At 73.5% G+C, this 26,162-nt stretch carries 22 protein-coding genes; 15 read left to right on the top strand and 7 right to left on the bottom strand.

Annotated features, from left to right (window positions below):
• The 5 genes from J2S44_RS03800 to J2S44_RS03780 all read left to right on the top strand — a co-directional run bounded on the left by J2S44_RS03800 (position 1) and on the right by J2S44_RS03780 (position 5,562).
• Complete coding sequence (locus tag J2S44_RS03800; protein WP_310409049.1) at positions 1–1,104, top strand: PLP-dependent cysteine synthase family protein; 1,104 nt, start codon at positions 1–3, stop codon at positions 1,102–1,104.
• 187 nt (positions 1,105–1,291) lie between these two features.
• Positions 1,292–2,320: an L-threonine 3-dehydrogenase gene (tdh, locus tag J2S44_RS03795; RefSeq protein WP_310409047.1), complete on the top strand. Its 1,029-nt coding sequence runs from the start codon at positions 1,292–1,294 to the stop codon at positions 2,318–2,320.
• Between the two features lie 2 nt (positions 2,321–2,322).
• Complete coding sequence (locus J2S44_RS03790) at positions 2,323–3,513, top strand: glycine C-acetyltransferase (RefSeq protein ID WP_310409045.1); 1,191 nt, start codon at positions 2,323–2,325, stop codon at positions 3,511–3,513.
• Positions 3,514–3,530: 17 nt separating this feature from the next.
• Positions 3,531–4,433, top strand: coding sequence for a LysR family transcriptional regulator (locus J2S44_RS03785; protein ID WP_310409043.1), 903 nt, complete (start codon positions 3,531–3,533; stop codon positions 4,431–4,433).
• 424 nt (positions 4,434–4,857) lie between these two features.
• Entirely contained in the window at positions 4,858–5,562 is a 705-nt protein-coding gene (locus J2S44_RS03780; RefSeq protein ID WP_310409042.1) for a DUF6082 family protein, read from the top strand.
• Here J2S44_RS03780 and J2S44_RS03775 read toward each other — a convergent pair.
• Positions 5,507–5,719: a DUF397 domain-containing protein gene (locus tag J2S44_RS03775; RefSeq protein ID WP_310409041.1), complete on the bottom strand. Its 213-nt coding sequence runs from the start codon at positions 5,717–5,719 to the stop codon at positions 5,507–5,509. The two genes, J2S44_RS03780 and J2S44_RS03775, sit on opposite strands and share 56 nt — an antisense overlap.
• Positions 5,720–6,056: 337 nt before the next feature.
• On the opposite strand from J2S44_RS03775, the gene J2S44_RS03770 reads away from it, so the two are divergent.
• Both J2S44_RS03770 and J2S44_RS03765 read left to right on the top strand, forming a co-directional pair.
• A complete protein-coding gene (locus J2S44_RS03770; RefSeq protein ID WP_310409039.1) occupies positions 6,057–7,841 on the top strand; it encodes a DUF4832 domain-containing protein in 1,785 nt (594 codons plus the stop codon).
• Positions 7,842–7,929: 88 nt separating this feature from the next.
• Positions 7,930–9,474 carry a sigma-70 family RNA polymerase sigma factor gene (locus tag J2S44_RS03765; RefSeq protein ID WP_310409038.1) on the top strand — a complete coding sequence of 515 codons (1,545 nt, stop codon included), beginning with the start codon at positions 7,930–7,932 and terminating at the stop codon, positions 9,472–9,474.
• A 45-nt stretch (positions 9,475–9,519) separates the two neighbouring features.
• Here the strand turns inward: J2S44_RS03765 and J2S44_RS03760 are convergent, their stop codons facing one another.
• Entirely contained in the window at positions 9,520–10,839 is a 1,320-nt protein-coding gene (locus J2S44_RS03760; protein ID WP_310409037.1) for a glycoside hydrolase family 10 protein, read from the bottom strand.
• Between the two features lie 316 nt (positions 10,840–11,155).
• On the opposite strand from J2S44_RS03760, the gene pdxY reads away from it, so the two are divergent.
• Positions 11,156–12,007: a pyridoxal kinase PdxY gene (pdxY, locus tag J2S44_RS03755; RefSeq protein WP_310409036.1), complete on the top strand. Its 852-nt coding sequence runs from the start codon at positions 11,156–11,158 to the stop codon at positions 12,005–12,007.
• A 516-nt stretch (positions 12,008–12,523) separates the two neighbouring features.
• Here the strand turns inward: pdxY and J2S44_RS03750 are convergent.
• Both J2S44_RS03750 and J2S44_RS03745 read right to left on the bottom strand, forming a co-directional pair.
• Positions 12,524–14,503, bottom strand: a complete 1,980-nt coding sequence (locus tag J2S44_RS03750; RefSeq protein ID WP_310409034.1) for an ankyrin repeat domain-containing protein — start codon at positions 14,501–14,503, stop codon at positions 12,524–12,526.
• 148 nt (positions 14,504–14,651) lie between these two features.
• A complete protein-coding gene (locus J2S44_RS03745; protein ID WP_310409032.1) occupies positions 14,652–15,443 on the bottom strand; it encodes an SDR family NAD(P)-dependent oxidoreductase in 792 nt (263 codons plus the stop codon).
• A 164-nt stretch (positions 15,444–15,607) separates the two neighbouring features.
• Between J2S44_RS03745 and J2S44_RS03740 the strand changes: the two genes are divergently transcribed.
• From J2S44_RS03740 to J2S44_RS03730, 3 genes are all read left to right on the top strand, one after another.
• A complete protein-coding gene (locus tag J2S44_RS03740) occupies positions 15,608–16,174 on the top strand; it encodes a GNAT family N-acetyltransferase (RefSeq protein ID WP_310409030.1) in 567 nt (188 codons plus the stop codon).
• A gap of 267 nt (positions 16,175–16,441) precedes the next feature.
• The gene (locus J2S44_RS03735) at positions 16,442–18,526 is read left to right on the top strand and encodes a hypothetical protein (RefSeq protein ID WP_310409029.1); all 2,085 of its coding nucleotides are present in this window, start codon (positions 16,442–16,444) and stop codon (positions 18,524–18,526) included.
• Between the two features lie 48 nt (positions 18,527–18,574).
• Positions 18,575–19,285: an alpha/beta fold hydrolase gene (locus J2S44_RS03730; protein ID WP_310409027.1), complete on the top strand. Its 711-nt coding sequence runs from the start codon at positions 18,575–18,577 to the stop codon at positions 19,283–19,285.
• Between the two features lie 85 nt (positions 19,286–19,370).
• Here J2S44_RS03730 and J2S44_RS03725 read toward each other — a convergent pair whose 3' ends face one another.
• A complete protein-coding gene (locus tag J2S44_RS03725; RefSeq protein WP_310409025.1) occupies positions 19,371–20,402 on the bottom strand; it encodes a glycoside hydrolase family 11 protein in 1,032 nt (343 codons plus the stop codon).
• 309 nt (positions 20,403–20,711) lie between these two features.
• On the opposite strand from J2S44_RS03725, the gene J2S44_RS03720 reads away from it, so the two are divergent.
• The gene (locus tag J2S44_RS03720; protein ID WP_310409023.1) at positions 20,712–22,301 is read left to right on the top strand and encodes a peptide chain release factor 3; all 1,590 of its coding nucleotides are present in this window, start codon (positions 20,712–20,714) and stop codon (positions 22,299–22,301) included.
• A gap of 11 nt (positions 22,302–22,312) precedes the next feature.
• Here the strand turns inward: J2S44_RS03720 and J2S44_RS03715 are convergent, their stop codons facing one another.
• Entirely contained in the window at positions 22,313–22,912 is a 600-nt protein-coding gene (locus tag J2S44_RS03715) for a TetR/AcrR family transcriptional regulator (RefSeq protein WP_310429469.1), read from the bottom strand.
• 104 nt (positions 22,913–23,016) lie between these two features.
• Between J2S44_RS03715 and J2S44_RS03710 the strand changes: the two genes are divergently transcribed.
• On the top strand, positions 23,017–24,051 hold the full coding sequence (locus J2S44_RS03710) for an NAD-dependent epimerase/dehydratase family protein (protein WP_310409022.1): 1,035 nt from the start codon (positions 23,017–23,019) through the stop codon (positions 24,049–24,051).
• A gap of 101 nt (positions 24,052–24,152) precedes the next feature.
• On the top strand, positions 24,153–24,944 hold the full coding sequence (locus J2S44_RS03705; RefSeq protein ID WP_310409020.1) for a methyltransferase domain-containing protein: 792 nt from the start codon (positions 24,153–24,155) through the stop codon (positions 24,942–24,944).
• 62 nt (positions 24,945–25,006) lie between these two features.
• Here the strand turns inward: J2S44_RS03705 and J2S44_RS03700 are convergent, their stop codons facing one another.
• A complete protein-coding gene (locus J2S44_RS03700) occupies positions 25,007–25,561 on the bottom strand; it encodes a TetR/AcrR family transcriptional regulator (RefSeq protein ID WP_310409018.1) in 555 nt (184 codons plus the stop codon).
• A gap of 93 nt (positions 25,562–25,654) precedes the next feature.
• On the opposite strand from J2S44_RS03700, the gene J2S44_RS03695 reads away from it, so the two are divergent.
• Positions 25,655–26,161 carry a hypothetical protein gene (locus J2S44_RS03695; protein ID WP_310409016.1) on the top strand — a complete coding sequence of 169 codons (507 nt, stop codon included), beginning with the start codon at positions 25,655–25,657 and terminating at the stop codon, positions 26,159–26,161.
• Position 26,162 lies beyond the last annotated feature (1 nt).

The following is a 26,162-nucleotide window of genomic DNA, read 5'->3' as shown; positions in this document are numbered from 1 at the left end:
ATGACGACCCCGGGTGTTCGGCCGGAGCCGGCGGACGCGGACTGGGCCCGGCGCGCCGCGGGGCTGCTGGCTGCCGACCGGGCGGCGGAGGCGGCGACACCGCTGGTCCGCCTTTCCCTCCCCGGCGTGCCGGCGGTGCCCGTGTACGTCAAGGACGAGTCGGCGCGTACCACCGGGAGCGTCAAGTACCGGTTCGCCCGCAGCCTCGTTCTCGCCGCCGTCGTGCGCGGCGCCGTCCGGCGCGGCACCCGGCTGGTGGAGGCGACCGGCGGGAACCTGGCGGTCGCGGAGGCGCACGTCGCCCGGATGCTCGGGTTGCCGTTCACCGCCGTGGTCCCCGCCCGGTCCGCGCCGGACCGCCTGGCCCGGATCGTCGAGCGGGGCGGCGCCGTGCACCGGGTCGACCCACCGCCGGCCGTCTACGACCACGCGGAACGGCTGGCGCGACGGGTGGGCGGGCACTACCTGGACTGCCTGTCCACGCTCGGCCCGGCCATCGACGCGGACCTGGACAACGGGGTGCCCGGACTGGCCGACGAGATCCTGCACGACCTCGCGGCGCGGGGGCGGCCGGCGCCCGCCTGGATCGTGACCGGTGTCGGCACCGGGGCCACCTCGCGGGCGATCGGCCGATACCTGCGGCGGTACGGGCACGCCACCCGCCTCGCGGTCGTCGACGCGGAGAACTCGGCGTACTTTCCCGGCTGGGTCACCGGCACCCGTGACTACGGGACCGGGATGCCGTCCCGCATCGAGGGCATCGGCCGGCCGCGGATGGAACCGGCCTTCGACCCCGACGTGGTGGACCTGGTCATCCCGGTGCCGGACGCGTCCGGTGTGGCCGCCATGCGGGTCCTCGCCCGCGTCCTCGGCGTGCCGGCCGGGCCGTCGACCGGCGCCTGCCTGTGGGGCGCCTGCCACCTGGCGCACCGGATGATCCGGGCGGGCGAGTCCGGTGCCGTGGTCCTCGTGGCGGCCGACGGCCCCGGGCCGTACCGCCGGACCTTCTACGACGACGACTGGCTGGCCGGCAAGGGGTGGGATCTCGCCGCGGCGACCCGGCGGCTGGAGCGATTCGTGACCACCGGTGACTGGGGCGTCTGACGCCGTGCGCGCCGCCCGGGCACCCGGCCCGGAAACGCGCGTCCCGGTGCTCGTCCGGGCCGGTCGGGCACGCGCGTGAAGCTGTGCTGCGGACCGGGTTAAGAAATCCTCGATAGACCGGTGGGGAGGCGATGGTGAACATTGACGTGCGAATCGCACCACTTCCGGCCGATGAGGAGCCGACGCGTTGAAGGCACTGGTCAAGGAGAGAGCCGAGCCCGGCCTGTGGCTGACGGACGTGCCCGAGCCGGCCGTCGGCGCGGACGACGTGCTGGTCCGGGTGCGGCGCACCGGCATCTGCGGCACCGACCTGCACATCCGGGCCTGGGACGGCTGGGCGCAGCAGTCGATCCGCACGCCGCTGATCGTCGGCCACGAGTTCGCCGGTGAGGTCGTCGAGATCGGCCGGAACGTCACCGACGTCACGGTCGGCGACCTGGTCAGCGGCGAAGGCCACCTGGTGTGCGGCAAGTGCCGCAACTGCCTGGCCGGGCGCCGCCACATGTGCCGGGCCACGATCGGGCTCGGCGTCGGCCGGGACGGCGCGTTCGCCGAGTACGTCGTGCTGCCCGCCACGAACATCTGGGTGCACCGGGTGCCGGTCGAGCCGGACGTGGCCGCGATCTTCGACCCGTTCGGCAACGCCGTGCACACCGCGCTGTCGTTCCCGCTGGTCGGCGAGGACGTGCTGATCACCGGCGCCGGCCCGATCGGGCTGATGGCCGCGGCCGTGGCCACGCACGCCGGCGCCCGGCACGTGATGATCACGGATGTCAGCGAGGACCGCCTCGACCTGGCCCGCAAGGTCGGTGTCAGCCTCGCGCTGAACGTCGCCGAGGCCACGATCGCGGACGGTCAGCGGCAGCTCGGCCTGCGCGAGGGCTTCGACGTCGGCCTGGAGATGTCCGGTCACCCGTCCGCGATGCGCGACATGATCGCGAACATGACGCACGGCGGGAAGATCGCGATGCTCGGCCTGCCGGCACAGGAGTTCCCGATCGACTGGGCCCGCCTGGTCACCTCGATGATCACCATCAAGGGCGTCTACGGCCGGGAGATCTTCGAGACCTGGTACTCCATGTCCGTACTGCTGGAGGGCGGTCTTGATCTGTCGCCCGTGATCACCGGACGGTACGGCTTCCGTGACTTCGAGGCCGCGTTCGCCGACGCCGCGAGCGGTCGCAGTGGCAAGATCATCCTGGACTGGAGCAACTGACCGTGTTCACTTCCGTGCGCGACGACCTGCGCGCCACCCTCGACGAGATCAAGGCCGCCGGCCTGCACAAGTCCGAGCGGGTGATCACCACCCCGCAGTCGGCGAACGTCACCGTCACCACCGGTGACGCGGTGCTGAACTTCTGCGCCAACAACTACCTGGGCCTGGCCGACGACCCGCGCGTGGTCGCGTCCGCGCACGCCGCGCTGGACCGCTGGGGCTACGGCATGGCGTCGGTGCGCTTCATCTGCGGCACCCAGGAGGTGCACAAGGAGCTGGAGGCGCGGCTGTCGGCGTTCCTCGGCCAGGAGGACACGATCCTCTACTCCTCCTGCTTCGACGCCAACGGCGGCGTGTTCGAGACGCTGCTCGGCGCGGAGGACGCGGTCATCTCCGACGCGCTCAACCACGCCTCGATCATCGACGGCATCCGGCTGTCCAAGGCGCGCCGCTTCCGGTACGCCAACCGGGACATGGCCGACCTGGAGAAGCAGCTCGTCGCCGCGGTCGAGGGCGGCGCCCGGCGCCTGCTGATCGTCACGGACGGCGTCTTCTCGATGGACGGCTACGTCGCGCCGCTCCGCGAGATCTGCGACCTGGCCGACCGGTACGGCGCGATGGTCATGGTCGACGACTCGCACGCGGTCGGCTTCGTCGGCGAGCACGGCCGCGGCACCCCGGAACTGCACGGCGTGCTGGACCGGATCGACATCGTCACCGGCACGCTCGGCAAGGCGCTCGGCGGCGCGTCCGGCGGCTACGTCGCGGCCCGCGCCGAGATCGTCGCGCTGCTGCGCCAGCGCTCCCGGCCGTACCTCTTCTCGAACACGCTCGCGCCGGTGATCGCGGCCGCGTCGCTGACCGTGCTCGACCTGATCGAGGGCGCCGGTGAGCTGCGCGCGCGGCTGACCGCGAACACCGAGCTGTTCCGCCGCCGGATGGTCGAGGAGGGCTTCGACATCCTGCCCGGCGACCACCCGATCGCGCCCGTCATGATCGGCGACGCGGCGAAGGCGGACCGGCTCGCGCAGCTGCTGCTCGAGCGCGGCGTGTACGTGATCGGCTTCTCCTACCCGGTCGTGCCGCAGGACAAGGCCCGGATCCGGGTGCAGCTGTCCGCCGCGCACTCGGCCGAGGACGTGGAGCGCGCCGTCACAGCGTTCGTGTCCGCCCGCGCGGCGCTGGAGGGCTGAGCGACAATCGTCCGGACATGATCGACGTCCGGCGACTGCACATCCTGCGGGCGGTGGCCGATCACCGTACGGTGACGGCCGCCGCCGCCGCGCTGTTTCTCACCCCGTCCGCGGTGTCGCAGCAGCTCACCGCGCTGGAACAGGAGACCGGCCACCGGCTGGTCGACCGTGGCGCCAAGGGCGTGCGCCTGACCCCGGCCGGCGAGATCCTGCTCGCCCACACCAACACCGTGCTGGCCCAGCTGGAACGCGCGGAGGCCGAACTGGCCGCGTTCGACACCGGCGCGGCCGGGACGGTCAGCATCGCGTCGTTCGCCACCGCGATCGTCCGGGTCGTCGCGCCCGCGATCGCCGGCCTCGCCGCCACCGCACCCGGCATCCGGATCCGGGTGCAGGACGCCGAGGGCGACGTGGCGCTGCCGCTGGTGCTGGACCGGCAGGTCGACGTCGCCATCGCGGTCGAGTACCGGGGCGCGCCGGCCGCCGACGACCCCCGGCTCACCCACGTGCCGCTCTACGCCGAGCCGTTCGACGCGGTGCTGCCGGCCGGCCACCCGCTCGCCGCGCCGGACGCGGTGCCGCTGGCCGGCCTGGCCAAGGAGCCGTGGATCAGCCCGTACCCCGGCAACCCCTGCCACGACGTGGTGGTCCTGGCCTGCGAGGTGGCCGGGTTCCAGCCGATGATCGCGCACTCCTCCGACGACTTCCGGGCCGTGGTCGCCCTGGCCGCCGCCGGCGCCGGCGTGGCCCTGGTCCCGCGCTCCGCGCTGCGCGGCATGGACGCCAGCGGCCTCGCGGTCCGCCCGGTCGACGGCGTCGCCCCCACCCGCCGCGTCTTCGCCGCCGTCCGCCGCGGCGCCGAGGAACACCCGCTCATCCACCCGGTCCTCACCGCCCTCACCGACGCCGCCGCCAGCTGACCCACCGCCGAACCATTCGGCGGGTACGGGGGCCGCGTGCGGACGGCCGCGGCGAACCGCCGGCGGATTCCGGCTGTAGGTTGCTCGCCGCGGTGAGCAATGCGGGCGACCAAAAGCGGCGGTCGAGGATCGACCGCGTGCGGGGAGGCAGCACGAGTCGGTGTTTGCGTGGCCCAAGCGTTCTCTGCTCCTCGGCAGGCGGAATACCCGAAACAACATTGAGAATGTCATGTTCGTATCGAGGACGCGGGCTACACCGGACTGCGGGGTTGCAGATAGCGGCCGTGCAGGAGGGAATGGTGCACGGAATATTCATTCACGCCTGCTCGTCAGGAGCGTCTTGCGGGGTCGTGGTTTGCTGTACGTGGGTGGGTGCGGCTGGTTCTGTCCCGGGGGTGGGAAGTCCGTGGCTAATTCATTGTCGATGGTGGTTTCGTATGCCGACTGGAAGACCTTGAGCGACATCGGTCAGGCGTTCGGAACGTTAAGTGCGCTGATATCAGCGCTGGCATTGCTCGGCGTGGCCCGGTCGCTCGGCCTGGAGAAGCGGCAAACGCGTGTGGCAGAACTGGACCTGGTGCGTGGCATGCGCCTGGAACTGCTGCTGTTTGCTCTCCAGAACCCACGACTGCTTCCACTGTGGGGATATCCCACGTCGCTTTCGGAGAACGCGATGATCGATCGCGCCTACGTCAGCTCGATCTTCGTTTATTACGACGTGGCCCTGGCTTCGGGATACCTGGAGGAGCTGGAACTGCGGGGGGCCTTCTCGCGCCTGTTCGAGCGGGACGACTGCCGCGATTTCTGGCGTGAGGCGCGCGTGGTCTATGTCGAGGGCCGAAGTGCGGACTCGCGCCGGTTCGCGGCTATCGCGGACGAGTACTTCTTCCTCGCGGACGAGACAGCGTGGCTCGACAGTCTTGTGGTTGACGACAGGCGGCCCGCCGCTCATGTGGAACCCGTCCGGCAACTGGACAGTACTCCTGACCGGCGGGCCGACTCCAGGCTGGCCGCGTCGCTCTTGTGTCTGCAGCTTCTAAGTCGCCTGGTGTGGTGCTCGGCGGGTTTTGCGGTTAACGTCCGTCATTCTTCAGGCGGTCGACGAAATGCGTCCATGCCTCGGCGGTGAAATTCAGTGTGGGCGATTCAGGGTACTGCTTCGTATCGCGGACGGCGGCGCCGTCGCCGCTGTTCAGGCTTACTTCGACGCAGTCGGCGGCCTTGCAGCGCGTGGATCGTTTCCATTGCGTGTGATCGTTCTTCACTTTTCCCTCGACTTCGTCCATGGTTCCCGTAAGTCAGGCAGGTGAGCGTGTTGATCTCCAGCTTGACACGAGTGATCTTCGTCAACGGGTGAATTGTCGGAGTTGGCGATCTCGAGTGCCGCGACCCGTGGTAAGCGCTGCGCATTGCGTCACGGCCGTGGTGCGGCCCGGCGCGTGCGTGCAGAGCCGGCCCGCCTCGCAGGTTCGCTCGTTCGGCGTGCCTCTCGGTGGCGTGGGTCACAGTGAGCAGCAAGCCGGTGGATCCGGGGCGTTCGGGACTCAGGCGCGGTCCACGCGTCGGCAGGCGGGCCGTCCCAGCATGTGACGCGCGCCTGCCACGGCACAGAAAGGCACCCGCATGCCCTCGACACTCCGCTGGATCGGTGGTGGGCTCGCGCTCGCGCTGACCGCCGGTCTCGGCGTCGTCCTGGCCGCGACCGCGAACGCGTCGATCACCGAGGCCTCGGCCACCAGCACCGCCACGGACGTGACCTACCGGTTCGCGTACTCCGGGACGCCGGAGTTCACCCGGGCGTACCTCGACACCGACCGGGACGCGGCCACCGGGTTCGCGCAGGGTGCGGTCGGCGCGGAGTTCCTGCTGGAGAACGCGACGCTCTACCGGCACGGCGGGGCCGGCTGGAACTGGACGCCGGTCACCCCGGTCCCGCACACGCACGCGGACGGCGTCGCGACCTGGACGCTGCCGCGCGCCGCGATCGGTGAGACGGCCACGCCGGGCGACACCGACCTGGTCTTCCAGGCCGAGGCGCCGGAGCAGACCTCCGAGAAGATCACCCAGCGGCACGGGGACGCGCCGGCCTCACCGGCTCCGTCGGACCCGCCCGCGTCGCCGGTTCCGGGCGGCACCGTCACCTACGCCGCGTCCGACGAGATCATCGCGAACCCGGAACGGGGCCTGTACCGGCACGCCGGTGAGTGCGACTCGGCCGCGTTCGGCGAGGCGGCGCTGCGCTCGTACCGTACCGACGCGAAGATCTCCCTGGTCATGTGCGTGTTCTACCTGCGCGAGTTCCGCACCGGGCCGATCGACGCGGCGACGCTGGCCCATCTGCAGAAGCAGTTCGACACCGTACGCGCGGCGGGTCTGAAGATGGTGTTGCGGTTCGCCTACACCGACTCCGCGGACGGCGCCGACGCCCCGAAGGACCGCGTCCTAGCCCACCTCGACCAGCTCGCGCCGTACCTGAGCCGCAACGCCGACGTCATCGAGGTCATGCAGTCCGGCTTCGTCGGTGCCTGGGGCGAGGGCTACTACACGCAGAACTTCGGCAACAACGGCGTCGTCACGGCGGCCGACCGGGCCGCCCGCAAGGCGGTCCACGACAAGATTCTCCAGGTGCTGCCGGCCACCCGGATGGTGCAGCTGCGCACGCCGAACTTCAAGCGCACCATGTACGGCACCGCGGCGCTCACGGACGCGCAGGCCCACGACGGCTCCGCGGCCGCCCGCACCGGTCACCACAACGATTGCTTCCTGGCCGACGCGACCGACCAGGGCACGTACACCGACACCGCGGCCGAGTACCCGTACCTGGCGGCCGAGACCCGGTACACCGCGATGGGCGGCGAGACGTGCGCCGTGCACGAGACCCGCACCCGGTGCCCGGTCGCGACCGCGGAGATGGCCCGGTTCCACTGGACGTACCTCAACCACGACTACCACCCGGGCGTGATCGACGGCTTCCGCGCCGGTGGCTGCCTGACGACCGTGGAACGGCAGCTCGGCTACCGGTTCACGCTGGTCGACGGCACGTACCCGGAGAAGGCCACGGCCGGTGGCGCGCTGCCGGTCCGGCTGACCGTGCGCAACGACGGCTGGGCCGCGCCGATCAACCCGCGCGGCGCCGAGCTGATCCTGCGCGCCACGTCCACCGGGGCGGTCACCCGGTTGCCGCTCACCGCGGACCCGCGCCGCTGGGCGGCCGGCACCACCACGACCGTCACCGAGACGCTCACGCTGCCCGGCACGCTCGCGCCCGGCAGCTACCAGCTGCTGCTCAACCTGCCGGATCCGCTGCTGCCCGACCGGCCGGAGTACGCGATCCGCACCGCGAACACCGGCACCTGGGAGGCGGTGACCGGCTTCAACCAGCTGGGCGCGACCGTGACGGTCGGCTGAGCCCGGCCGCGCCGCGACATCGATGCCCGGCAGATGTTGACGTGGCCCGCCACAATCGTTCACAGTCGATTCCTCTCCGGAGGATGAGGTGACGTTGCGCGCGGTCGGCGAGAACGAGACACGCCTGGTCGTCGCGGCGCGGGCCGGGGACGCCCGGGCCCTGGACGAGTTGATCACCGCGCACCTTCCGCTGGTCTACACGATCGTGCGCCGTGGGCTGGACGGGCGGCCGGACGTCGACGACGTGGTCCAGGACGTGATGGTCCGGGCGCTGCGCCGCCTTCCGTCGCTGCGCGAGCCGGAGAGCTTCCGGCTGTGGCTGGTGTCGATCGCAGTCCGCCGCGTCGGCACGCACCTGGAGCGCTCCGCGCGGGCCGCCGAGCGGACGACCGTGCTGGACGACGCCGCCGACCTGCCGGACGCCGCGTTCGAGGCCGGTGCGATGGCCCGCGCGGAGCTGTTCGCGCAGCGCCGGACGGTGCGGCGGGCCGGCCGGTGGCTCGACCCGGACGACCGGGTGCTGCTGACGCTGTGGTGGCTGGAGAGCGCGCGCGAGATGGACCGCGCGGAGCTGGCGGCCGCGCTCGGCGTCGGCGTCGCCCACGCGGGCGTGCGGATCCAGCGGATGCGGGAGCGCCTCGAGACCAGCCGCGCGGTCGTGCGCGCGCTGGAGGCCCGGCCCCGGTGCGCGCGACTCGCGGCCGCGATGCAGCGGTGGGACGGCGTGCCGGGACCGCTGTGGCGCAAGCGCGCGGCCCGGCACGTGCGCGGCTGCCCGGTGTGCGGCGCGGCCGCCCGCGGTCTGCTCCCGGTGGAGCGGCTGTTCCCGGCGCTGACGCTGCTGCCGGTCCCGGCCGGCCTGGCGGCCGCGGTCCTGGCCGAGACGACGGTCGGCAAGGCGGCGGCCGGCACCGCGCTGGCCGCCGGGACGACCGCCGCCGGCACCGCGGGCGGTGGCGCCGTCGCGGGCGCCGCACCGGTCGCGGCCGGTGGCGCGGGTGCGGCCGGCGTGCTGGCCCAGGCGCTCGCGGCGCATCCGATCGTGGCGGCGATGCTGGCGGGCGTGCTGGCCACCGGCGTCACCGTCGGCGCGGTCGAGGTCGCGGCGCCCGGCCCGGTGGCCGCTCCGGCACCGGGCGGCACCGCACCGGCCGCCACCGGCACGGTGCCGCCCGGTGCGGTGGCGCCCGGCGTGGTGCGGCCCGGCCCGGTGTCGCTGGAGTCCGTGAACGCGCCCGGCACCTACCTCGCGGTCGCCCGCAGCGTCGGCGTGCTGACCCCGGCCGGTCCCGCCGGTGCCGAGGCGGTCCGCACCCAGGCGACGTTCGAGGCGCTCGAGGGCTTGGCCGACCCGGCCTGTGTAACGTTCCGGTTCTCCGACGGGCGGTATCTGCGGCACGCGTCCTGGCGGCTGGTGCTGAACATCCGCGACCGCACCGAACTGTTCCGCGGTGACGCCACGTTCTGCCCGCGGCCCGGTGCCGGGCCGGGCGCGGTGACGCTGGAGTCGAAGAACTACCCCGGCTACTTCCTGCGTCACCGCGGCGGCGAACTGTGGGTGGACCGGTCCGACGGCACCGACGCGTTCCGCGCGGACAGCTCGTTCCTGGTCCGCGCGCCGCTGGCGGAGTGACGCCGGAGGGGCGGCGTGCCCCTCCGGCGCCGGATGCGCGTACGGTCAGCCGGGCTGGCAGGTCGGCGTGCCCGCCGGTGCGGTGCCGGTGCCCTGGAAGCCGAACTCGGTGGCGGCGCCGGCGGCGAGCGTGCCGTTGTAGTCGACGTTGCGGAACGCCACGGCGCCGGTGGTGGCGGAACCGGTCGCGCTCCACACGCCGGTGATCGCGCCACCGGACGGGACGGTCACGCCGACGGTCCAGCCGCTGATCGGCGACGATCCGGCGGTCACCCGGACGGTGGCGACGTATCCGCCGGTCCAGGCGTTCAGCGACACGCTCGCGGCGCAGCCGCCGGTCCCGCCGGGCGGCGGCGACGAGGGCCCGCCGGTCGGCACCGTCGAGCCGCCGCCGTTGAGCGCGTTCAGCACCGCCGTGTACGCGGCCTTCTTGCCGCCGTTGCCGTCGAACAGCAGCGGGTTCTGGCCGGTGCGCCACGAGTCGGTGTCCCGGATGCCCCACACCGTGATGCCGGTGCACCGGGCGACCGCCAGGCACGCGCGCGTCACCGCGCCGTACGCGGTGGCCTGGCCGGCGCCGGAGATGTCCAGCTCGGTGATCTGCACGTCCACGCCCAGGTCCGCGAAGCGCTGCAGGTTCGCCTGGTAGTCGGCCGGCGCCGAGTTCGTCAGGTGCGACTGGAAGCCCACGCAGTCGATGGGCACGCCCCGGGCCTTGAAGTCACGCACCATGTTGTAGATGCCGGTCGACTTCGCGTTGATCCCGTCCGTGTTGTAGTCGTTGTAGCAGAGTTTCGCGCCCGGGTCGGCGGCCCGCGCGGCCCGGAACGCGGCCTCGATCCAGTCGTTGCCGGTGCGCTGCAGGTTCGAGTCGCGGCGCCCGCCGCCACCGCCGTCGGCGAATGCCTCGTTCACCACGTCCCAGGAGTGGATCTTGCCGCGGTAGTAGGTGGCGACCTGGGTGACGTGGTTGATCGCGGCGTTGCGCAGCGCGCTGCCCGACAGGCTCTGTGCCCAGCCCGGCTGCTGCTGGTGCCAGAGCAGCGCGTGCCCGCGGACGAGCATGCCGCGCGACCGGGCGTGGTTGACGATCCGGTCGGCATTGGCGTAACTGAAACGCCCCTGGGACGGCTCGGTCGCGTCCCACTTCATCTCGTTCTCCGCCGTGACGGAATTGAACTCCCGATTCAGGATACCGGTGTAGACGGAGTCGCCGAGCTTCCCGGCCGCGATCGCGGCGCCGTAGTAACGGCCCTTCTCCGCCGCGGAGGCGCCTAGCGTGGTGCCGGCCTCGGCGACCCCGCCGATCACGACGCCGGCGGCCACCGCCGCCACGGCGAACACGGACATGACGGTACGTCTCATCACGGATTCCTTCCGGCGCAATAGATAGACAATCTCAAATGTGTCTATGTGAGCGCCAACATAACCGCCGCGAAATGCTTCGGCAAGCGTTTCGACATGGTGACCCGCGGACCGATTCCCGCATAACCGGAAACGCGCGCGCGAATTCCAGAACGTGCCGGAATTCGTATCGGGAAAAGTGTTACCGCCGACGCTGCGGTCCGGTCGGATGGCGAACGGCGGAGCGCCGGCCGGCCCGCGCACCGGCCCACCGGCCGCGTGGCCCGGTGCGGAACCACCGTCCCGGCGACCGGGCCCGGGTTACTAAGCTGCGATTATGCGAGTCTTGTCCATCCAGTCGGCGGTTGCCCACGGTCATGTCGGCAACTCCGCGGCGGTGTTCCCGTTGCAGCGCATCGGCGTCGAGGTCGTCCCGGTGCCGACGGTGAACTTCTCCAACCACACCGGTTACGGCGCCTGGCGCGGGCCGCTCATCGCACCGGCCGACGTGGCCGAGATCATCCTCGGCGTGGAGGAGCGCGGGGTGTTCCCGCGCATCGACGCGGTGCTCTCCGGCTACCAGGGTGGCGTCGGCATCGGTGACGTCATCGTCGACGCCGTGCGCCGGGTGAAGGCCGCGAACCCGGCCGCGCTCTACGCCTGCGATCCGGTCATGGGCAACGCCAAGTCCGGGTGCTTCGTCGCACCCGAGATCCCCGCCCTGCTGCGCGACCGGGTCGTGCCGGTGGCCGACATCATCACGCCGAACCAGTTCGAGCTCGGCTTCCTGACCGGCACCGAACCGGCGAGCATCGAGTCGACGCTCGCCTCCGCCGACCTGGCCCGTGCCATGGGCCCGGCCACCGTGCTGGTCACCAGCGTGGAACGCCCCGACCGGGCCGAGGGCACGATCGAGATGCTCGTCGTGGACGACACCGGCGCCTGGCTGGTGACCACCCCGCACCTGCCGTTCAAGGCCAACGGTTCCGGTGACGTCACGGCCGCGCTGTTCACCGCGCACTACGTCGCCACCCGGGACGCGGCGGTGTCGCTGGAGCGCACGGCGTCCAGCGTCTTCGACCTGATCGAGACCACCTACCGGTCCGGCGAACGCGAACTCCAGCTGATCGAGGCCCAGGACTTCTACGCCACGCCACGCATGCAGTTCACCGCCCGCCGGGTGCGCTGAGGACGGTCACGTCGAAGGGGGCGGCGGCGGTCGGCGATCGTCGACGGCGTGGAGGACGCCAGCGGCAGGAGGATCTGGCCGGCCCGGTTCATGGTCCTCGGCGTCCTCGTCCCGATCCCCGCCCGCCGCGACCGCGACGCCGCCGGCTGACCGGCTCCGCCCCGGCACGCTCCAGCGCATGCCGCACGTCACGCCCGGCGTCCATCGCCGAACCCGCGAACCCGCACACCGATTTTCCCGCTTCCGGCGTGGTGCGGCCCGCATGCTCCCGCGGGCCAACCGCGCCGAGGGCTCCGACTCCGCCGGCGCTCCGCTACGCCCGCGGCGGCGGAGCCGGTCGGTGGGCGGCCGGGTCAGATCCGCGGCTCCCGTCCAGCACCGATCCACATCGCGCGTCGCGTCCGGCCCGGTCGCTTGTCGCGCGCTCGGTCGCGCGGCTCGGTCGCGCGGCCCGGTCACCCGGCCTGTTGTCCGGCTGGTTCGTCTGGCCGGTTGCCCGGCCGGGCGCCTGGCGTGTCAGCCGGTCGGGACGGCGATGCGGTGGAAGCCGTCGGGCGTGGTGACCAGGACCGATGACGGGTCGACGGCGTGGACGGAGGTGACGTTCCGCGGCCACCAGGGGCGGGCGTGCACGACCGCGCCGGTGTCCGCGTCCAGGATCAGCAGGCCACCGGTCAGGCCGGCCACCACGCGGCGGCCGTCGGGGGTGAAGCAGACGGACAGCGGCTTGACCGTCTCGTGCCAGCTCTGCAGGTGCTGCTTGACCCGGCGGTCGACGGTGAGTTCCCACACCGGCCGGCGGGTGACGGCGTCGAAGACCACGATCATGCCGGGCTCGGCGGTCGAGGTGCGCACGTCGGACGGCGCGGCGCCGCAGACCGCGAGCCGCCGGCCGTCGGGGGCGAAGGACAGCGCCTCGACCCGGCAGGCGATGCCCTCGAAGGTGACGTCGCCGGGGTCGTCCGGGTCCGGATCGACGAGCGCGAGCTCACCGGCGCCGTCGCCCAGCCAGGAGACCACCAGTCGGCCGTCCGGCGCGAAGGCGAGGCCCTCGACGCCGTGCGCGTGCGCGTCGACGTAGGACACCCGCCGGCCGGCCGGCGTGATCACGGCGAGTCCGTGACCGCCGCCGGGTGACCACCAGCCGGCCGCGATCAGCCGGCCGTCCGGCGAGAACGACACCGACTCGCAGGACGGCAGCTCCTCGACGACGGCGACGACCTCGTCCAGCCGGTCCCAGCGGCGGATCTCCAGCGGCTGGTTCTCGCCACCGGCCAGCGCCAGCAGCGTGCCGTCCGGGGAGACGGCGAGCGCGGCGAACGGCGGCCGGTCGGTGCCGGTGACCTCGGTGGGCCGTGGCGCGGCACCCTCCAGCGACCAGCGGACCAGGATGCCGTCCGGCCCGGCCGTGACCGCCTCGGCGCCGCCGGGATGCACGACCGCGCAGCGCTGCGGCAGCCCGATCGCCCGGTCCGCCGCGACCCGGCGGACCAGCCCGGCGTGCACGGCCGGCTCGGCCACCGCCAGCTGCCGCCGCCGGATCGCGGCCCGCGCGGCGGACTCGGGCAGCGTGCTCGACCACCGCCGCAGCCGGTGGATCGGCGCGATCCCGTCGGCGTTCCGGCGGGTGACGTCCGCGCCGGCGTCGATCAGGAGCCGGATGGCGCGCACCGAGTCCGCGGAGTGGCCGCCCGCCAGGTACGCCAGCGGCGTCCAGCCCCGGCCGTCGCGCACGTCGGCCGGCACGCCCGCCTCGAGCAGGACCTCGATCACGTCCGGCGCGGTCGCGGTGTGCAGCGGCGTGCGACCCCGGGGGTCGGTCGCGTGCGGGTCGGCACCGGCGGCCAGCAGCGCCCGCGCGATCCCCGCGTCCGGCGCCCCGTGCAGCGGTGTGAGCCCGTCCCGGTCGATCGCGTGCGGTGAGGCACCGGCGGCCACCAGCATCCGCACCATGCCGGCGGTACGGGCGTGATGCAGCGCGGACCGTCCGTGCGAGTCGCGCGTGTGCGGGTCCGCGCCACCCTCGAGCAGCACCGCCACGACCTCGTCCCGGCCGGCCGTGACGTGGCCCTGCATCCCGGCCATGACGCGGCCGTGCGGCCCGGCCGTGACGCGGCCGTGCATCCCGGCCGTGACGTGGCCGTGCGGTCCGGCCGTGGCGCGGCCGTGCGGTTCGGTCGTGGCGTGGCCGTGCGGTCCGGCCGTGGCGCGGCCGTGCGGTTCGGCCGATCCGGTGGCGGCGAGCAACAGCCGGGCGACACCGGCGGTCGCCGCGTGGTCGAGCGGGACGTGGCGCTGGTTGTCCCGGGCGGCCGGGTCCGCGCCGGCCGCCAGCAGCAGCTCCAGCACGTCCGCGTGCCCGCCCCGCGCGGCGGCGGCCAACGGGGTGCGGCCCCAGGAACCGCGCTCCTCCAGCGCCGCGCCCTCGCGGATCAGGCGCCGGACCGTATCGAGGTCTCCGGCATGGGCGGCGGCGAACAGCGGCGGGTCGGTCACCGGCCGGACCGTACCAACCGGGCGCGATCGGCCGGCACCGGGCGCGGGAACCCGCCGCCGGCCGGGGCGCCCGTCGGGCCCGAACGACCCGCCGGAAGCGGGAAGGCGGTTCTGGCATCCGGCTCGCCGGCGGTGCTCCGGCCCCCGCCTACAGCAGCGTGGTCAGCACGCCGCCGTCGACGCGTACCGCGGAGCCGTTGATCGCGGACGCGAGCGGGCTGGTCACGAACGTGACCGCGTTCGCGATCTCGTCCGGTGTGATGAAGCGGCCCAGCAGCGTGGTCTGGTTCGTGCCGATGATCGCCGCCTTCATCGCCTCCTCCGGGACGGCCTGCGCCTCGGCCAGTCCCCGGACCGTGGCGGCGACGCCGTCGGAGTAGGTGGGGCCGCCGAGCACCGAGTTGACGGTCACGGCGGTGCCCTTGGTGAGCTTCGCGAGGCCGTTGCCGACCGAGAGCATCGCGGTCTTGGTCGTGCCGTAGTGGATCATGTTGGCGGGGATGTCGACGCCGGACTCGCTGCTGACGAAGACGACCCGGCCCCAGCCGCGCTCCAGCATCGCCGGCAGCAGCCGCCGGGACAGCCGGACCCCGCTGAGCACGTTGACCTCGAAGTACGTCCGCCAGTCCGCGTCCGTGACCAGCGCGAACTCCTTGATCTCGAAGAGCCCGACGTTGTTGATCAGGATGTCGACGTCCGGGATCTCGGCGCACAGCCGTTCCACCTGGCCGGGGTCGGTGAAGTCGGCCGCCAGGCCGGTGACGGACACGCCGGGCACGTCGTGCCGGAGCGCCTCGACCGCCGCGTCGAGCCGCACCGGGTCGCGGCCGTTCAGGATGACGTCGACACCCTCGCCGGCCAGCGCCCGCGCGATCGCGTATCCGATGCCTTGAGTCGAGCCGCTGACGAACGCGGACTTCCCGGTGAGCTGCAGGTCCATCTGTTCTTCCCCTCGTCCGCGGGCCGGTTGCACCCGCGCGCCGTGCCGGTCCGTCCGGCAGGCTCGTATGCAGCCTGCGGTGCGCCGATGAGCAACCGATCAGTGTTCGACAAGTGAGCCGAGCCGGGGTCCCGGGGCGAGCGGAGTGTGGCTAGGGTGGTGCCGTGTCCGGGTTCCCGATCGCCGACCTCCGCAGCGAACGGCTGGTCCTCGGGCCGGTCGAGGAGCGCGACGCCGCCGAGGTGCACGCGGTGTGGCAGGACGAGTCGCTCGTCCGGTGGTCGCCGCTGGGCTACGCGTTCGCGCGCGCCGATCTGCCGACCGCGATCGAGTGGTGCACGACCGGCGCGGTAGCCCGCCGGAGGGACCCGAGCCGGGCCGAGTTCGCGCTGCGGCCGCACGGCACGGACCGGATGGCCGGCCTGGTCGGCCTGTTCGACGCCGACTGGGACAACCGGACCGCCGAGATCCACTACTGGACCGCGGCATGGGCGCGCGGCAACGGGTACGCCGGCGAGGGCGCCCGCGCGGTGGCGGAATGGGCGCTGCGCGACGCCGGCCTGGAACGGATCGTGCTGCGGGCGGCCGCCGGTAACGCGCCGTCGCGGCGGGTCGCGGAGTCGGCCGGTTTCCGGCTCGAGGGACTGCTGCGCAGCGCCGCCGTCCTGCGCGACGGCGGCCGCACGGATCACGCCGTCCACGGCCTGATCCGCGCCGACCTCGGCCTGTAACGACCGGCACGACGGCCACGCCCGACCGGATGCGACGGGAGTCGCGCGCGGCCCGGGCCCGCGAGACGGCCCGGCGTGCCCGGCGGCACGGTGACACCGCGGTACGGCGGCGGCACCGGGCGGCCGGCCCTTCGCCGCCGCCGTACCGCGGTGCACGGCCGGCCGCGCCCCGGCGCCGGCCTCCACCGCTGACGTCGCCGCCCGCGACGGTTCCGGTCCCGCGCGGACCGGAACCGTCGTCGCGGCCGGGTCCCCTACGCTTGGCTCGTGCAGAGCGCCCCGCTGTCCGTCGACCGGCTCGGCGCGCTGCTGCCCGGCGTCGACCGCGCGGTCGTGCACGCGATCTGGCTGGTCACCGGCGGCCGCCCGGGGCCGGCGCGGGAGCTGGCGGCCACCGTCGGCGACGGCACCGGTGACCCGGTGGCGGAGCTGGCGTTGCGGGTGCCGTCGCGGACCGGGTTCCTGATCCCGGACGTCGCGCTGATCCGGCTGCTGGAGACCGCCGCCGCCCGGCCGCTGCCCGCCGCCGACCGGGCCCGGGTGCTCATCCGGCTGGCCCGCGAGCTGCTCGGCGACCCCAGCAGCACCGGCCGTCGCGAGGCGCTGGTGGACGAGGCCGTGGCGCTGGCCCGCGGTCACGGCGACGAACGCGCGCTGGCGCGGGCACTCGACGGGCGGCTGCACGCGCTGTGGGATCCGGCCGCGGCCGAGGACCGGCTGGCGTCCGCGGCGGAGATCGTCACGCTGGCTCGCGCGGCCGGGGACGCGGAGATCGAGCTGCGCGGGCTGCTGTGGCGGTTCACGGCGCTGGCCGAGCTGGGCGACCTGGACGCGGCGGAGGCGGCGCTGGTCACCTACGGCCGGACCGGTGAGCTGCTCGGCGACGCGGCGGCCGCGGCGGTCGTGCTGTCCCGGCAGGCCGTGTTCGCGCTGGCCCGGGGCGAGCTGGCGCTCGCCGCGCGGCTCACCGGCGAGGTGGAGGTGGCCGGCCGCCGGGCGGGCCTGGCCGACACCGACCGGCTGACCGCGTCGCTGCGCGGCCAGCTGGCGATGCTGCGCGGGCGGCCCGAGCCGGAGATCGCGCCGCTGCGCGAGCTGGCCCGGCAGCTGCCCGGCCACTTCTTCGGCGCCACGGTCGCGCGGGCGCTGGTCGCGGCCGGCCGCGACGACGAGGCCCTGCTGGAACTGGAGCGGCTGCTGCCCGCGGTGCTGGCCGGGACCGGGCCGCGCTGGCTCGGCGCGGTCGCGGACCTGGCGTTCACGGCGGCGCGCGGCGGGCCGGCGGAGGCGGTGCGGGCACTCTACGAGGCGCTGCTGCCCTACCGGGGGCGGCTGGTCGTCTGGGGGTGCGCGAACACGATCACCGGGCCGGTCGACGACCTGCTCGGGCGTCTCGCCCGGCGGCTCGGGCGGGTGGCCGAGGCCCTCGACCACTTCGACCGGGCGGTGGCGCAGGAGACGAGGCTGGGTGCGCTGGCCTGGCTCGCCGTCACGCTGCACGCCCGGCAGCGCCCCGGCGACCGGGACCGGGCCCGATCCGTCGCGGCCCGCCTCGGCATGACACTCGACGAGCGGCCGGAACCCGCGACGGCGACCGAACCCCGCACAGGCCCGGAGCCGCCACGGTACGCGAACCCCGCACCGGCGCCCGGTCCGGCGACGACGGAGGAACCGGCCGCGACGGAGGAACCGGCCGCGACGGAGGAACCGGCCGCGACGGAAGAACCCGCCGCGGTGGAAGCGCCCACCGCGGCGGAGGAGCTAGCAGCGGGGGAGAGACGGGTGAGGCCGCCGGAGCCCGCGCCGGACGGTGCGGAGTGGCGGCTGTACCGCGACGGCGACGACTGGATCCTCGCGGCCGGTGCGGACCCCGTCCGGCTCCGTGACGTGCGTGGCCTGCACTATCTGCGCGCGCTCCTCGCCGTACCCGGGCAGGAGATCGAGGCTCTTGACCTGGTCGCCGGTGGTGCCGGGCTGCGTGCCGCGCCGGCCGGCCCGCTGCTGGACGCGGCCGCGCGTGCCGCCTACCGGCGCCGGCTCGCGGAGCTGGACGCCCGGCTGGACGCGGCCGACCGCACCGGCGACGTGGCCGGGGGCGCGGACCTGACGCGCGAGCGGACCGCGCTGTTGGCGCACCTGCGTGCCGCGACCGGTGCCGGCGGCCGGCCCCGGCGGCACGGCGCGGAGGCCGAACGCGCCCGGATCAACGCCACCCGGGCGCTGTCCACCGTGCTCACCCGCCTGGACGCCGCCGCGCCGCTCGTCGCGCTGCACCTGCGCGCCTCGCTGCGGACCGGCGCCCGGCTGCGTTACCAGCCGGGACCGGGCGGCCCGGCGCGCTGGCGGGTGTGACCGGCGCGACGAACGATTCGTTCCACCCGGGGGAACGCGTTCCGGTACGTGACCGATCTGCTGCTGCTGCACGGCCTGACCTACGACCACCGCACCTGGGACCCGGTACGCGCCGAGCTCGCGCCGGGCCACCGCGTCCTCGCACCGGACCTGCCCGGCCACGGCACCGCGCCACGCCGGGCGTCGTACTCGCTGAGCGAGGTCGTCGAGGTGATCCACGCGCGGGCCGAGGCGGCCGGGCTGGTGCGGCCGGTGGTCGCCGGGCACTCGCTCGGCGCGGTCGTCGCGACCGCGTACGCCGCCGTCCACCCGGTGTCCCGCGTCGTCAACGTCGACCAGGTGCTGCTGGTCGGCCCGTTCGGCACGGCGGTCCGGGAGGCCGTGCCGGTGCTGCGCGGCCCGCACTGGCGGACGGTCTGGGACCGGATGCTGGCCGGCATGGGCATCGAGTCGCTGCCGGACGCGGCCCGCACGCTGGTCGAAACGGCCACCGATCCGCGCCCGGACCTGCTGCTCGGCTACTGGTCCGAGATCATCGAACGGCCGGCGGAGGAGATCGAGGCGGAGGCGGCCGCGCGGCTGCGCACGATCACGGCCCGCGGGGCCGGATACCACTGGGTGACCGGCCGTGAGCCGTCCGAGCGCTACCTGTCCTGGCTGCGCGCGCACGCACCGGGCGCGGCGGTCACGGTCGTGCCGGGCGGCCACTTCCCGCACCTCGCCGACCCGGCCCGGGTCGCTCGGATCATCGCGGGATGACCCGGCCGCGAGGGATCGCGCAATGACACGGCCGGGAGGACCGAACAGGTCCTCCCGGCCGCGTGCCGCCGCCCGGTGTGGTGGGTCAGCCGGTGCGGCAGGTAATGGTCGGCCAGTTCCAGTTGCCGTTGGCCATGATCGTCACACCGAAGTTGTTGCCGTTGCCGTTGGGCCGGGCGGTGACGGTGCCGGTGGTGCCGGTGACCGCGGCGTTCCAGCTGTTCTGGATGCTCTGCCCGCCGTTGAGGGCGAGCGTGACGGTCCAGTCGCTGGCGTTGCTGACCGCGACGTTGAGGTTGAACCGGTCACCGAACTGGTCGCCGGCCGAGAGCGTCGCGGTGCAGTTGCCGCCGCCGCCCGGGTTGCCGGTGGTCGGTCCGGCGGTGGGGTTGCCGCCACCGCTGCCCTCGCGGACCGTGATGTCGGAGCTGCCCTGGCTCTGGTAACCCTCGGTCGCCATGATCTGGTAGCTGTGGTTCGTCCCCAGGGTCAGGCCGGCGCGGGCCCAGGCGTCGAAGTGGTTCGCCGTGGTGATCGTGCCGCTGCTGCGCTTCTGCTGGCGGACGCTCCAGAACTGGTAGAACGTGCAGCGGTCGCCGTCGATGCAGGGCTGGTTGACCCGCTGGCTGCGCAGGATGTCGTACGTGCCGCCGTCGGTGGTGACGGTGCCGAACCGGGTCGCGCCGCTGCTCGGGTTGAAGCTGCCGAAGTTCTCCACCACGTAGTACTCGATGAGCGGGTTGCGCGTCCATCCGTACAGTGCGAGGTAGGTGTTGTTGTTCCCCGGGTTGTAGGTGCCCGAGTAGGTGACCGTCCGGCGGCTGCCGGTGGCCCAGCCCTTGCCGCCGACCCAGTTGTTGGTGCTGCGGTCCCAGCTGCTGGAGTACCGCCCGTCGGCGCGCAACGTCATGCTGGCGTTGCCGCTGTCCTTCCAGAACGAGAAGAAGTAGCCGTTGTGCGTGCCGGTCTGGTTCGAGCTGACCGTCCGGTCGGCCTCGGCGTGCGCGGTGCCCGCCAGGGTCAGGCCGGAGATCGCGACCACCGCGGCGCAGGCGGCGCCGAGAAACATCCGGATGCGGCCACGGCGACCCCTCGGTGCGGGGGAGCTGTCGTTCATGTCCCTTCATCCTCCTCATCGACGGACGTTTATGTCCATCGACGGCAATCGTAGGATCACACTCGTAACCTTGGCAAGAATTTTCGGTAATACTCCGGAAGCAATGTGCATGATTCCCATGGCCGGGGCGATTGTGTTGGTCTGCTCGCCGGAACCATTGATCATTGAAGACCGAAACTTTCGAAGGCTTTCGGCAGCGCGAACATCGAGGCGGGTACGCTGTTGCGCCGCGCCGGGCGGGTGGCGATACGGTGATCGGGTTGTCGTGACGTGCGAACCGCGGAAGAGGTCGATGAGTTGAGTGCCCCGGTGTCGGTCACCTCGCGTGAGGTCGTGCGGGAGGCGGCCCGGCGCAGGACGTTCGCCGTCATCTCCCATCCGGACGCCGGCAAGTCGACGCTGACCGAGGCGCTGGCGCTGCACGCGCGGGTGATCGGGCAGGCCGGCGCCGTGCACGGCAAGGGCGAGCGGCGCGGCACGGTGTCGGACTGGATGGCGATGGAGCGCGACCGCGGCATCTCGATCACCTCCGCGGCCCTGCAGTTCGCCTACCGCGACGTGGTGGTGAACCTGCTGGACACGCCCGGCCACGCCGACTTCTCCGAGGACACCTACCGGGTGCTGACCGCGGTCGACTGCGCGGTCATGCTGCTCGACGCGGCCAAGGGCCTGGAGCCGCAGACGCTCAAGCTGTTCGAGGTCTGCCGGCAGCGGCAGATCCCGGTGATCACGTTCATCAACAAGTGGGACCGGCCCGGCCACGACGCGCTCGCGCTGCTCGACGAGATCGAGAGCCGCATCCAGCTCACGCCGACGCCGCTGAACTGGCCGGTCGGTGTGGCCGGGCACTTCCACGGGCTGGTCGACCGCGACGCCGGCGGCATGATCCGGTTCGAGCGTGCCCCGGGCGGCGCCGGGATCGCCCTCGAGGAACACCTCGACGCGGACGAGGCGTCGCGACGGTACGGTGCGGACTGGGCCGGCGCGATCGAGGAGCTGGAGCTGCTCACGCTCTCCGGCGCCGAGCACGACGAGGAGAGCTTCCAGGCCGCGCGCAGCACGCCGGTGCTGTTCGGTGCCGCGGTGACCAACATCGGCGTGCGGCAGTTGCTGGACGTCCTGGTCGAGCTGGCCCCGGCGCCGGCCGCCCGGCCCACCACGGACGGCGGCAGCCGGCCGCTGGACTCCGACTTCTCCGGCTTCGTCTTCAAGATCCAGGCGAACATGGACCCGTCGCACCGCGACCAGGTGGCGTTCGTGCGGGTCTGCTCCGGCCGGTTCACCCGCGGCATGATCGTCACGCACGGCACCACCGGCCGGCCGTTCACCACGAAGTACGCGCAGCAGATCTTCGGCCGGGACCGGGACACGCTCGACGAGGCGTACCCGGGCGACGTGATCGGCCTGGTCAACGCGACCGCGCTCGGCATCGGCGACACGCTGCACACCGGTCCGAAGGTGCGCTTCCCCGCGCTGCCGGCGTTCCCGCCGGAGCACTTCGCCGTGGTGCGCGCGGTCGACTCCTCCACGTTCAAGCGCTTCCGCCGCGGCATCGAGCAGCTCGACGCCGAGGGTGTGGTCCAGGTGCTGCGCTCCGAGCTGCGCGGCGAGCAGGCCCCGGTGCTGGCCGCGGTCGGCACGATGCAGTTCGAGGTGGCCACGCACCGGCTCGCCGCCGAGTTCGGCGTCCGCACCACGCTCGACCGGCTGCCGTACGAGTTCGCCGTGCGCACCACGCTGGAGGGCCGCGACGAGCTGCAGTCCGAGGCCGGCGTCGAGGTGCTCCGCCGCACCCAGGACGACGCGCTGCTGGCGCTGTTCCCGAATCAGTACCGGCTGCGCTCGGTCGCCGCCCGCCACCCCGGCGTACCGCTGGAGCCGCTGACCGAGAGCAGGTAGCCGCCCCCGCCCTAGAACGGCGGGAACACCCGCAGCACGGTGTCGGCCAAGCGCTGCAGGTCGTCGCGGCCGGTGCCGCCGGCGGCCTGCACGGCGATGCCGTTGGCCAGCGTGACGAGGTAGCCGGCCAGCGTGTCCGGGTCGGTGCCGGCCGGCAGGTCGCCGTCGTCGGCCGCGCGCCGGAAGCGGTCGCGCAGGCGGGCGCGGTTCTCGTCCTGCCAGGCGAACAGGGCGGCGCGGGCGCCGGCGCCGAGGTGGCCGGCCGCGAGGAAGCCCTGCACGCCGAGGCATCCCGCGGGACAGTCCGGCTGGGTGGAGGCCCGCACCGCGCCGGTGAGGTACGCGTGGGCGACGTCCCGCGCGGTCGGTGCGGTCAGCGCGCGGGCCGCGTACGAGGCCGGGCCCTCGGCGTAGCGTTCCAGGGCCCGCCGGAACAGGTCCTCCTTGCCGCCGAACGCGGCGTACAGGCTGGTCTTGGTGATGCCCATGGCCCGGGCGAGCTCGCTGAGGCTCACCCCGTCGTAGCCCTCCCGCCAGAAGACCACCATCGCCCGCTCCAGCGCGGCGTCCGCGTCGAACCCGCGAGGCCGGCCGATCGGTGCCTTCCGCATGTCGTCCACCCGGTGATGGTAGCCCTTCTGTTCCACTCGGCACGGAAGTGCTACCTTCTGTTCCGTACCGAACGGAACTAAAATTTCCGCACGTGGAGGCGTTTATGACCGTACTGGTCACCGGTGCCACCGGCTTTCTGGCCGGGCACCTCATCGAGGACCTGCTCCGGCACGGGTACGCCGTGCGGGGCACGGTCCGGGACCTCGCGCAGACCGGGAAGGTCGCCCACCTGACCGCGCTGGCCACCGCGCTCGGCGGGCGCCTCGAGTTCGTGGCCGCGGAGCTCGACCGCGACGAGGGCTGGCCGGAGGCGGTCGCCGGCTGCACCGCCGTGCTGCACACCGCCTCACCGAACCCGCCCACCGTGCCGCGCGACGAGAACGACCTGATCCGCCCCGCGGTCGACGGCACCCTGCGCGTGCTGCGCGCCGCGGCCGCGAGCGGTACCGTCCGCCGGGTGGTCCTGACCGGATCGTCGCTGTCGGTCACCGGGGGGCACACCGGGCCGGTGTCCCGGCCGTACACCGAGGACGACTGGGCGATCGTCGAGCGGACCGCGCCGTACGGCCGCAGCAAGGCCCTCGCCGAGCTCGCCGCCTGGGAGTTCCACGCCGGGCTGCCCGCGCAGCGCCGGTTCGAGCTGGTCGTGCTGATCCCCGGCCTGATCGTCGGGCCGCTGCAGCGACCCGTCGTCACCACCTCGGTCGAGAGCGTGCAACGGCTGCTCACCCACGCCATGCCGGCCGTTCCCCGGCTCAGCTGGAGCCTCGTCGACGTCCGGGACGTCGCCACCGGGCACCGGCTGGCCATGGAGCGCCCGGAGGCGCCGGGCAACCGTTACATCCTGGCCGGCCCGGAGGTCTGGATGGAGGAGATGGCCGGCATGCTGGCCGCCGAGTTCGGCCCGCGCGGATTCCGGGTCCCGACCCGCCGCCTGCCGTACTGGCTGATGTGGCTCATCGCCCGCGTCGACCCGACGGTCCGCCTGGCCCTCGGTTTCGTCGGCCGCACCGAGCCGCTGTCCAGCGCGCGGGCGATCGGCGAGCTGGGCTGGACCATGCGCCCGCCCGCGGAGATGCTGCGCGACACCGCCCAGAGCCTGATCGACCTCGGCCTGGCCCGCCCGGCGTCTCGCTGAACGTCCGGCGCGGCCTGCCGGGTCCCGGATGAGCATGCGGGCGGAACGGACAGATCGGTCACACGCGCGAACCCGGGACGGCCGCGGTCCGTCTGGTCGTCATGGAAACAATCTCGGATTTCAGCGGTACGGCGCAGAGCGCGCAGCTTCGGGACTACCTCTCCGCCGCGGCCGGATCGTCCGCCATCCGGCGGGTGCGGGCGACCGGCCTGGCGATGTGGGCGGTCGGCGGCGGCCGCCTGCTCGACGTCGGCTGCGGCAACGGCGAGGTGGCCCGGGAGCTGTCCGGGCTGCTGCCGGACGCCGAGGTGACCGCGGTGGACCACTCGGCGGACGCGATCGCCGCGGCCGCCGGGCTGCACGACGGCAGCCGGGTGACGTACGAGGTGGGCGACGTGTACGACCTGCCGTACCCGGACGGGCACTTCGACGGGGTGCGCAGCGAGCGGGTGCTGCAGCATCTCACCGACCCGGACCGGGCGGTGGCCGGGATGGCCCGGGTGCTGCGGCCCGGCGGCCGGCTGTGCCTGATCGACACCGACTGGCAGTCGCTGCAGTTCGACGGCTCCCCGGAGCGCTTCCACGACAACGGCCTGGAGCTGTTCGCGGACTTGCAGGCGCGGGCCCGTTCGGTCGACAGCCCGCCGTCCGGCCGCACGCTGCGGCGCCGGCTCATCACGGCCGGCCTGACCGAGGTCCGCACCGAGGCGGTGACGCTGGTCTTCACGGACTTGGACGAGGCCCGGACGATCATGCCGTTCGGCCCGGAGATATTCGAGGTCGTGGGCATGGCCGACCGCGCCGCCGGCTGGCTGGCCGACCTGGACCGCGCGGCCGCGGACGGCACGTTCCTGGTCACGCTCACCATCTGGGTCGCGGCCGGCACCCGCTGACCCGCCGCGGCCGGGCCCGGTGCCGGATCGCACGGCCGCTCCGGCCGTGCGACACCGGTCCCCTAGGGCCGGTCCTGGTCGCGCAGCAACGCCTCCACGCCGAGCAGGAACGTCTCGCCGACCGCGGCCGGTTCGGTCAGGCAGCCGGAGGCCATCGCGCCGTCGCGGAGCAGCACGAACCGGCTGGCCGCGGGCTCGGCGAGCAGCTCCGCGACGGTGTCCGCGAACCACCGGCGGTGTGCCATGACGACCCGGTGCACCGGGTGTGCCGGGTCGGGATACTCCGTGGCGGCGTTGAGGAACGCGCAGCCGCGGAAGCCGGGCGAGCGGATGTCGTCCGCGATGCCGCGCGCGATCGCCCGCGCCGCCTCCACCGGTGGCAGCCCGGCCGCGGCCACCTTGTCCACCTGCGCCCGGATGGCCTGGTCGACCTCGGTCAGGTAGGCGACGACGAGGTCCTCCTTGCCGGGGAAGTGCCGGTAGAGCGTGGCGCGGGTGATCTGCGCCTCCGCCACGATCCGGTCGATGCCGACCGAGTGGATGCCCTCGGCGTAGAAGATCCGGGTCGCGGTCGCGAGTAGGCGGTTGCGCGCTTCGGATGTCCTCGGTTCCCTCATGCCCGCCATCGTAGCGGATAGAACGTTCGGTCTTGCATTTTCCCGGCCGCGGTGCCACAGTTCTGCGAGACCGAACGTTCTACCTCTTTGGGGATGAGTCGCGTGACGCTACGACAGCTCTACTTCGTCCGATTCGGGTTCGCACTGGCCTGGGCCGCGCTGCTGTTCGGCACCGGCGCCGACCTCAACCCGGTCAGCATCGCGCTGCTGGTGAGCTACCCGCTGTTCGACGTCGCCGCCGCGATCGTCGACCTCCGCGCGAACGGCCCGACGCCGACGCTCTGGGCGAACGTCGCGGTCAGCACGCTCACCGCCGCGGGCCTCGCCGTCGCGGTCACCTCCGGCATCCCGGCCGTGCTCGGCGTGTGGGGCGCGTGGGCCGTCGCGGCCGGCGCCATCCAGCTCGTCGTCGCCCTCGGCCGGCGCGCGCTCGGCGGTCAGTGGCCCATGATCATCAGTGGCGGCCAGTCCGTCCTGGTCGGCATCACGTTCCTGCTGCAGCTCGGCGCCGAGAACCCGACGCTCGTCACGCTCTCCGGTTACGCGCTGCTCGGCGGCGTGTACTTCCTCATCTCCGCGTTCCGCCTGCGAAAGTCCTGAC

The organism is Catenuloplanes niger (assembly GCF_031458255.1).
GTDB classification, from domain to species: domain Bacteria; phylum Actinomycetota; class Actinomycetes; order Mycobacteriales; family Micromonosporaceae; genus Catenuloplanes; species Catenuloplanes niger.
Note: the sequence above shows the minus strand (reverse complement) of the source record. Positions and strands in the feature narration are given on the sequence as shown.

Excerpts from the sequence above, each read along its gene's own strand:
- J2S44_RS03800 (WP_310409049.1), top strand. The coding sequence starts at position 1 with ATGACGACCCCGGGTGTTCGGCCGGAGCCGGCGGACGCGGACTGGGCC.
- J2S44_RS03785 (WP_310409043.1), top strand. The coding sequence starts at position 3,531 with ATGATCGACGTCCGGCGACTGCACATCCTGCGGGCGGTGGCCGATCAC.
- J2S44_RS03780 (WP_310409042.1), top strand. The coding sequence starts at position 4,858 with ATGGTGGTTTCGTATGCCGACTGGAAGACCTTGAGCGACATCGGTCAG.
- J2S44_RS03775 (WP_310409041.1), bottom strand. The coding sequence starts at position 5,719 with ATGGACGAAGTCGAGGGAAAAGTGAAGAACGATCACACGCAATGGAAA.
- J2S44_RS03770 (WP_310409039.1), top strand. The coding sequence starts at position 6,057 with ATGCCCTCGACACTCCGCTGGATCGGTGGTGGGCTCGCGCTCGCGCTG.
- J2S44_RS03760 (WP_310409037.1), bottom strand. The coding sequence starts at position 10,839 with ATGAGACGTACCGTCATGTCCGTGTTCGCCGTGGCGGCGGTGGCCGCC.
- pdxY (WP_310409036.1), top strand. The coding sequence starts at position 11,156 with ATGCGAGTCTTGTCCATCCAGTCGGCGGTTGCCCACGGTCATGTCGGC.
- J2S44_RS03745 (WP_310409032.1), bottom strand. The coding sequence starts at position 15,443 with ATGGACCTGCAGCTCACCGGGAAGTCCGCGTTCGTCAGCGGCTCGACT.
- J2S44_RS03725 (WP_310409025.1), bottom strand. The coding sequence starts at position 20,402 with ATGAACGACAGCTCCCCCGCACCGAGGGGTCGCCGTGGCCGCATCCGG.
- J2S44_RS03715 (WP_310429469.1), bottom strand. The coding sequence starts at position 22,912 with ATGCGGAAGGCACCGATCGGCCGGCCTCGCGGGTTCGACGCGGACGCC.
- J2S44_RS03710 (WP_310409022.1), top strand. The coding sequence starts at position 23,017 with ATGACCGTACTGGTCACCGGTGCCACCGGCTTTCTGGCCGGGCACCTC.
- J2S44_RS03705 (WP_310409020.1), top strand. The coding sequence starts at position 24,153 with ATGGAAACAATCTCGGATTTCAGCGGTACGGCGCAGAGCGCGCAGCTT.
- J2S44_RS03700 (WP_310409018.1), bottom strand. The coding sequence starts at position 25,561 with ATGAGGGAACCGAGGACATCCGAAGCGCGCAACCGCCTACTCGCGACC.
- J2S44_RS03695 (WP_310409016.1), top strand. The coding sequence starts at position 25,655 with ATGAGTCGCGTGACGCTACGACAGCTCTACTTCGTCCGATTCGGGTTC.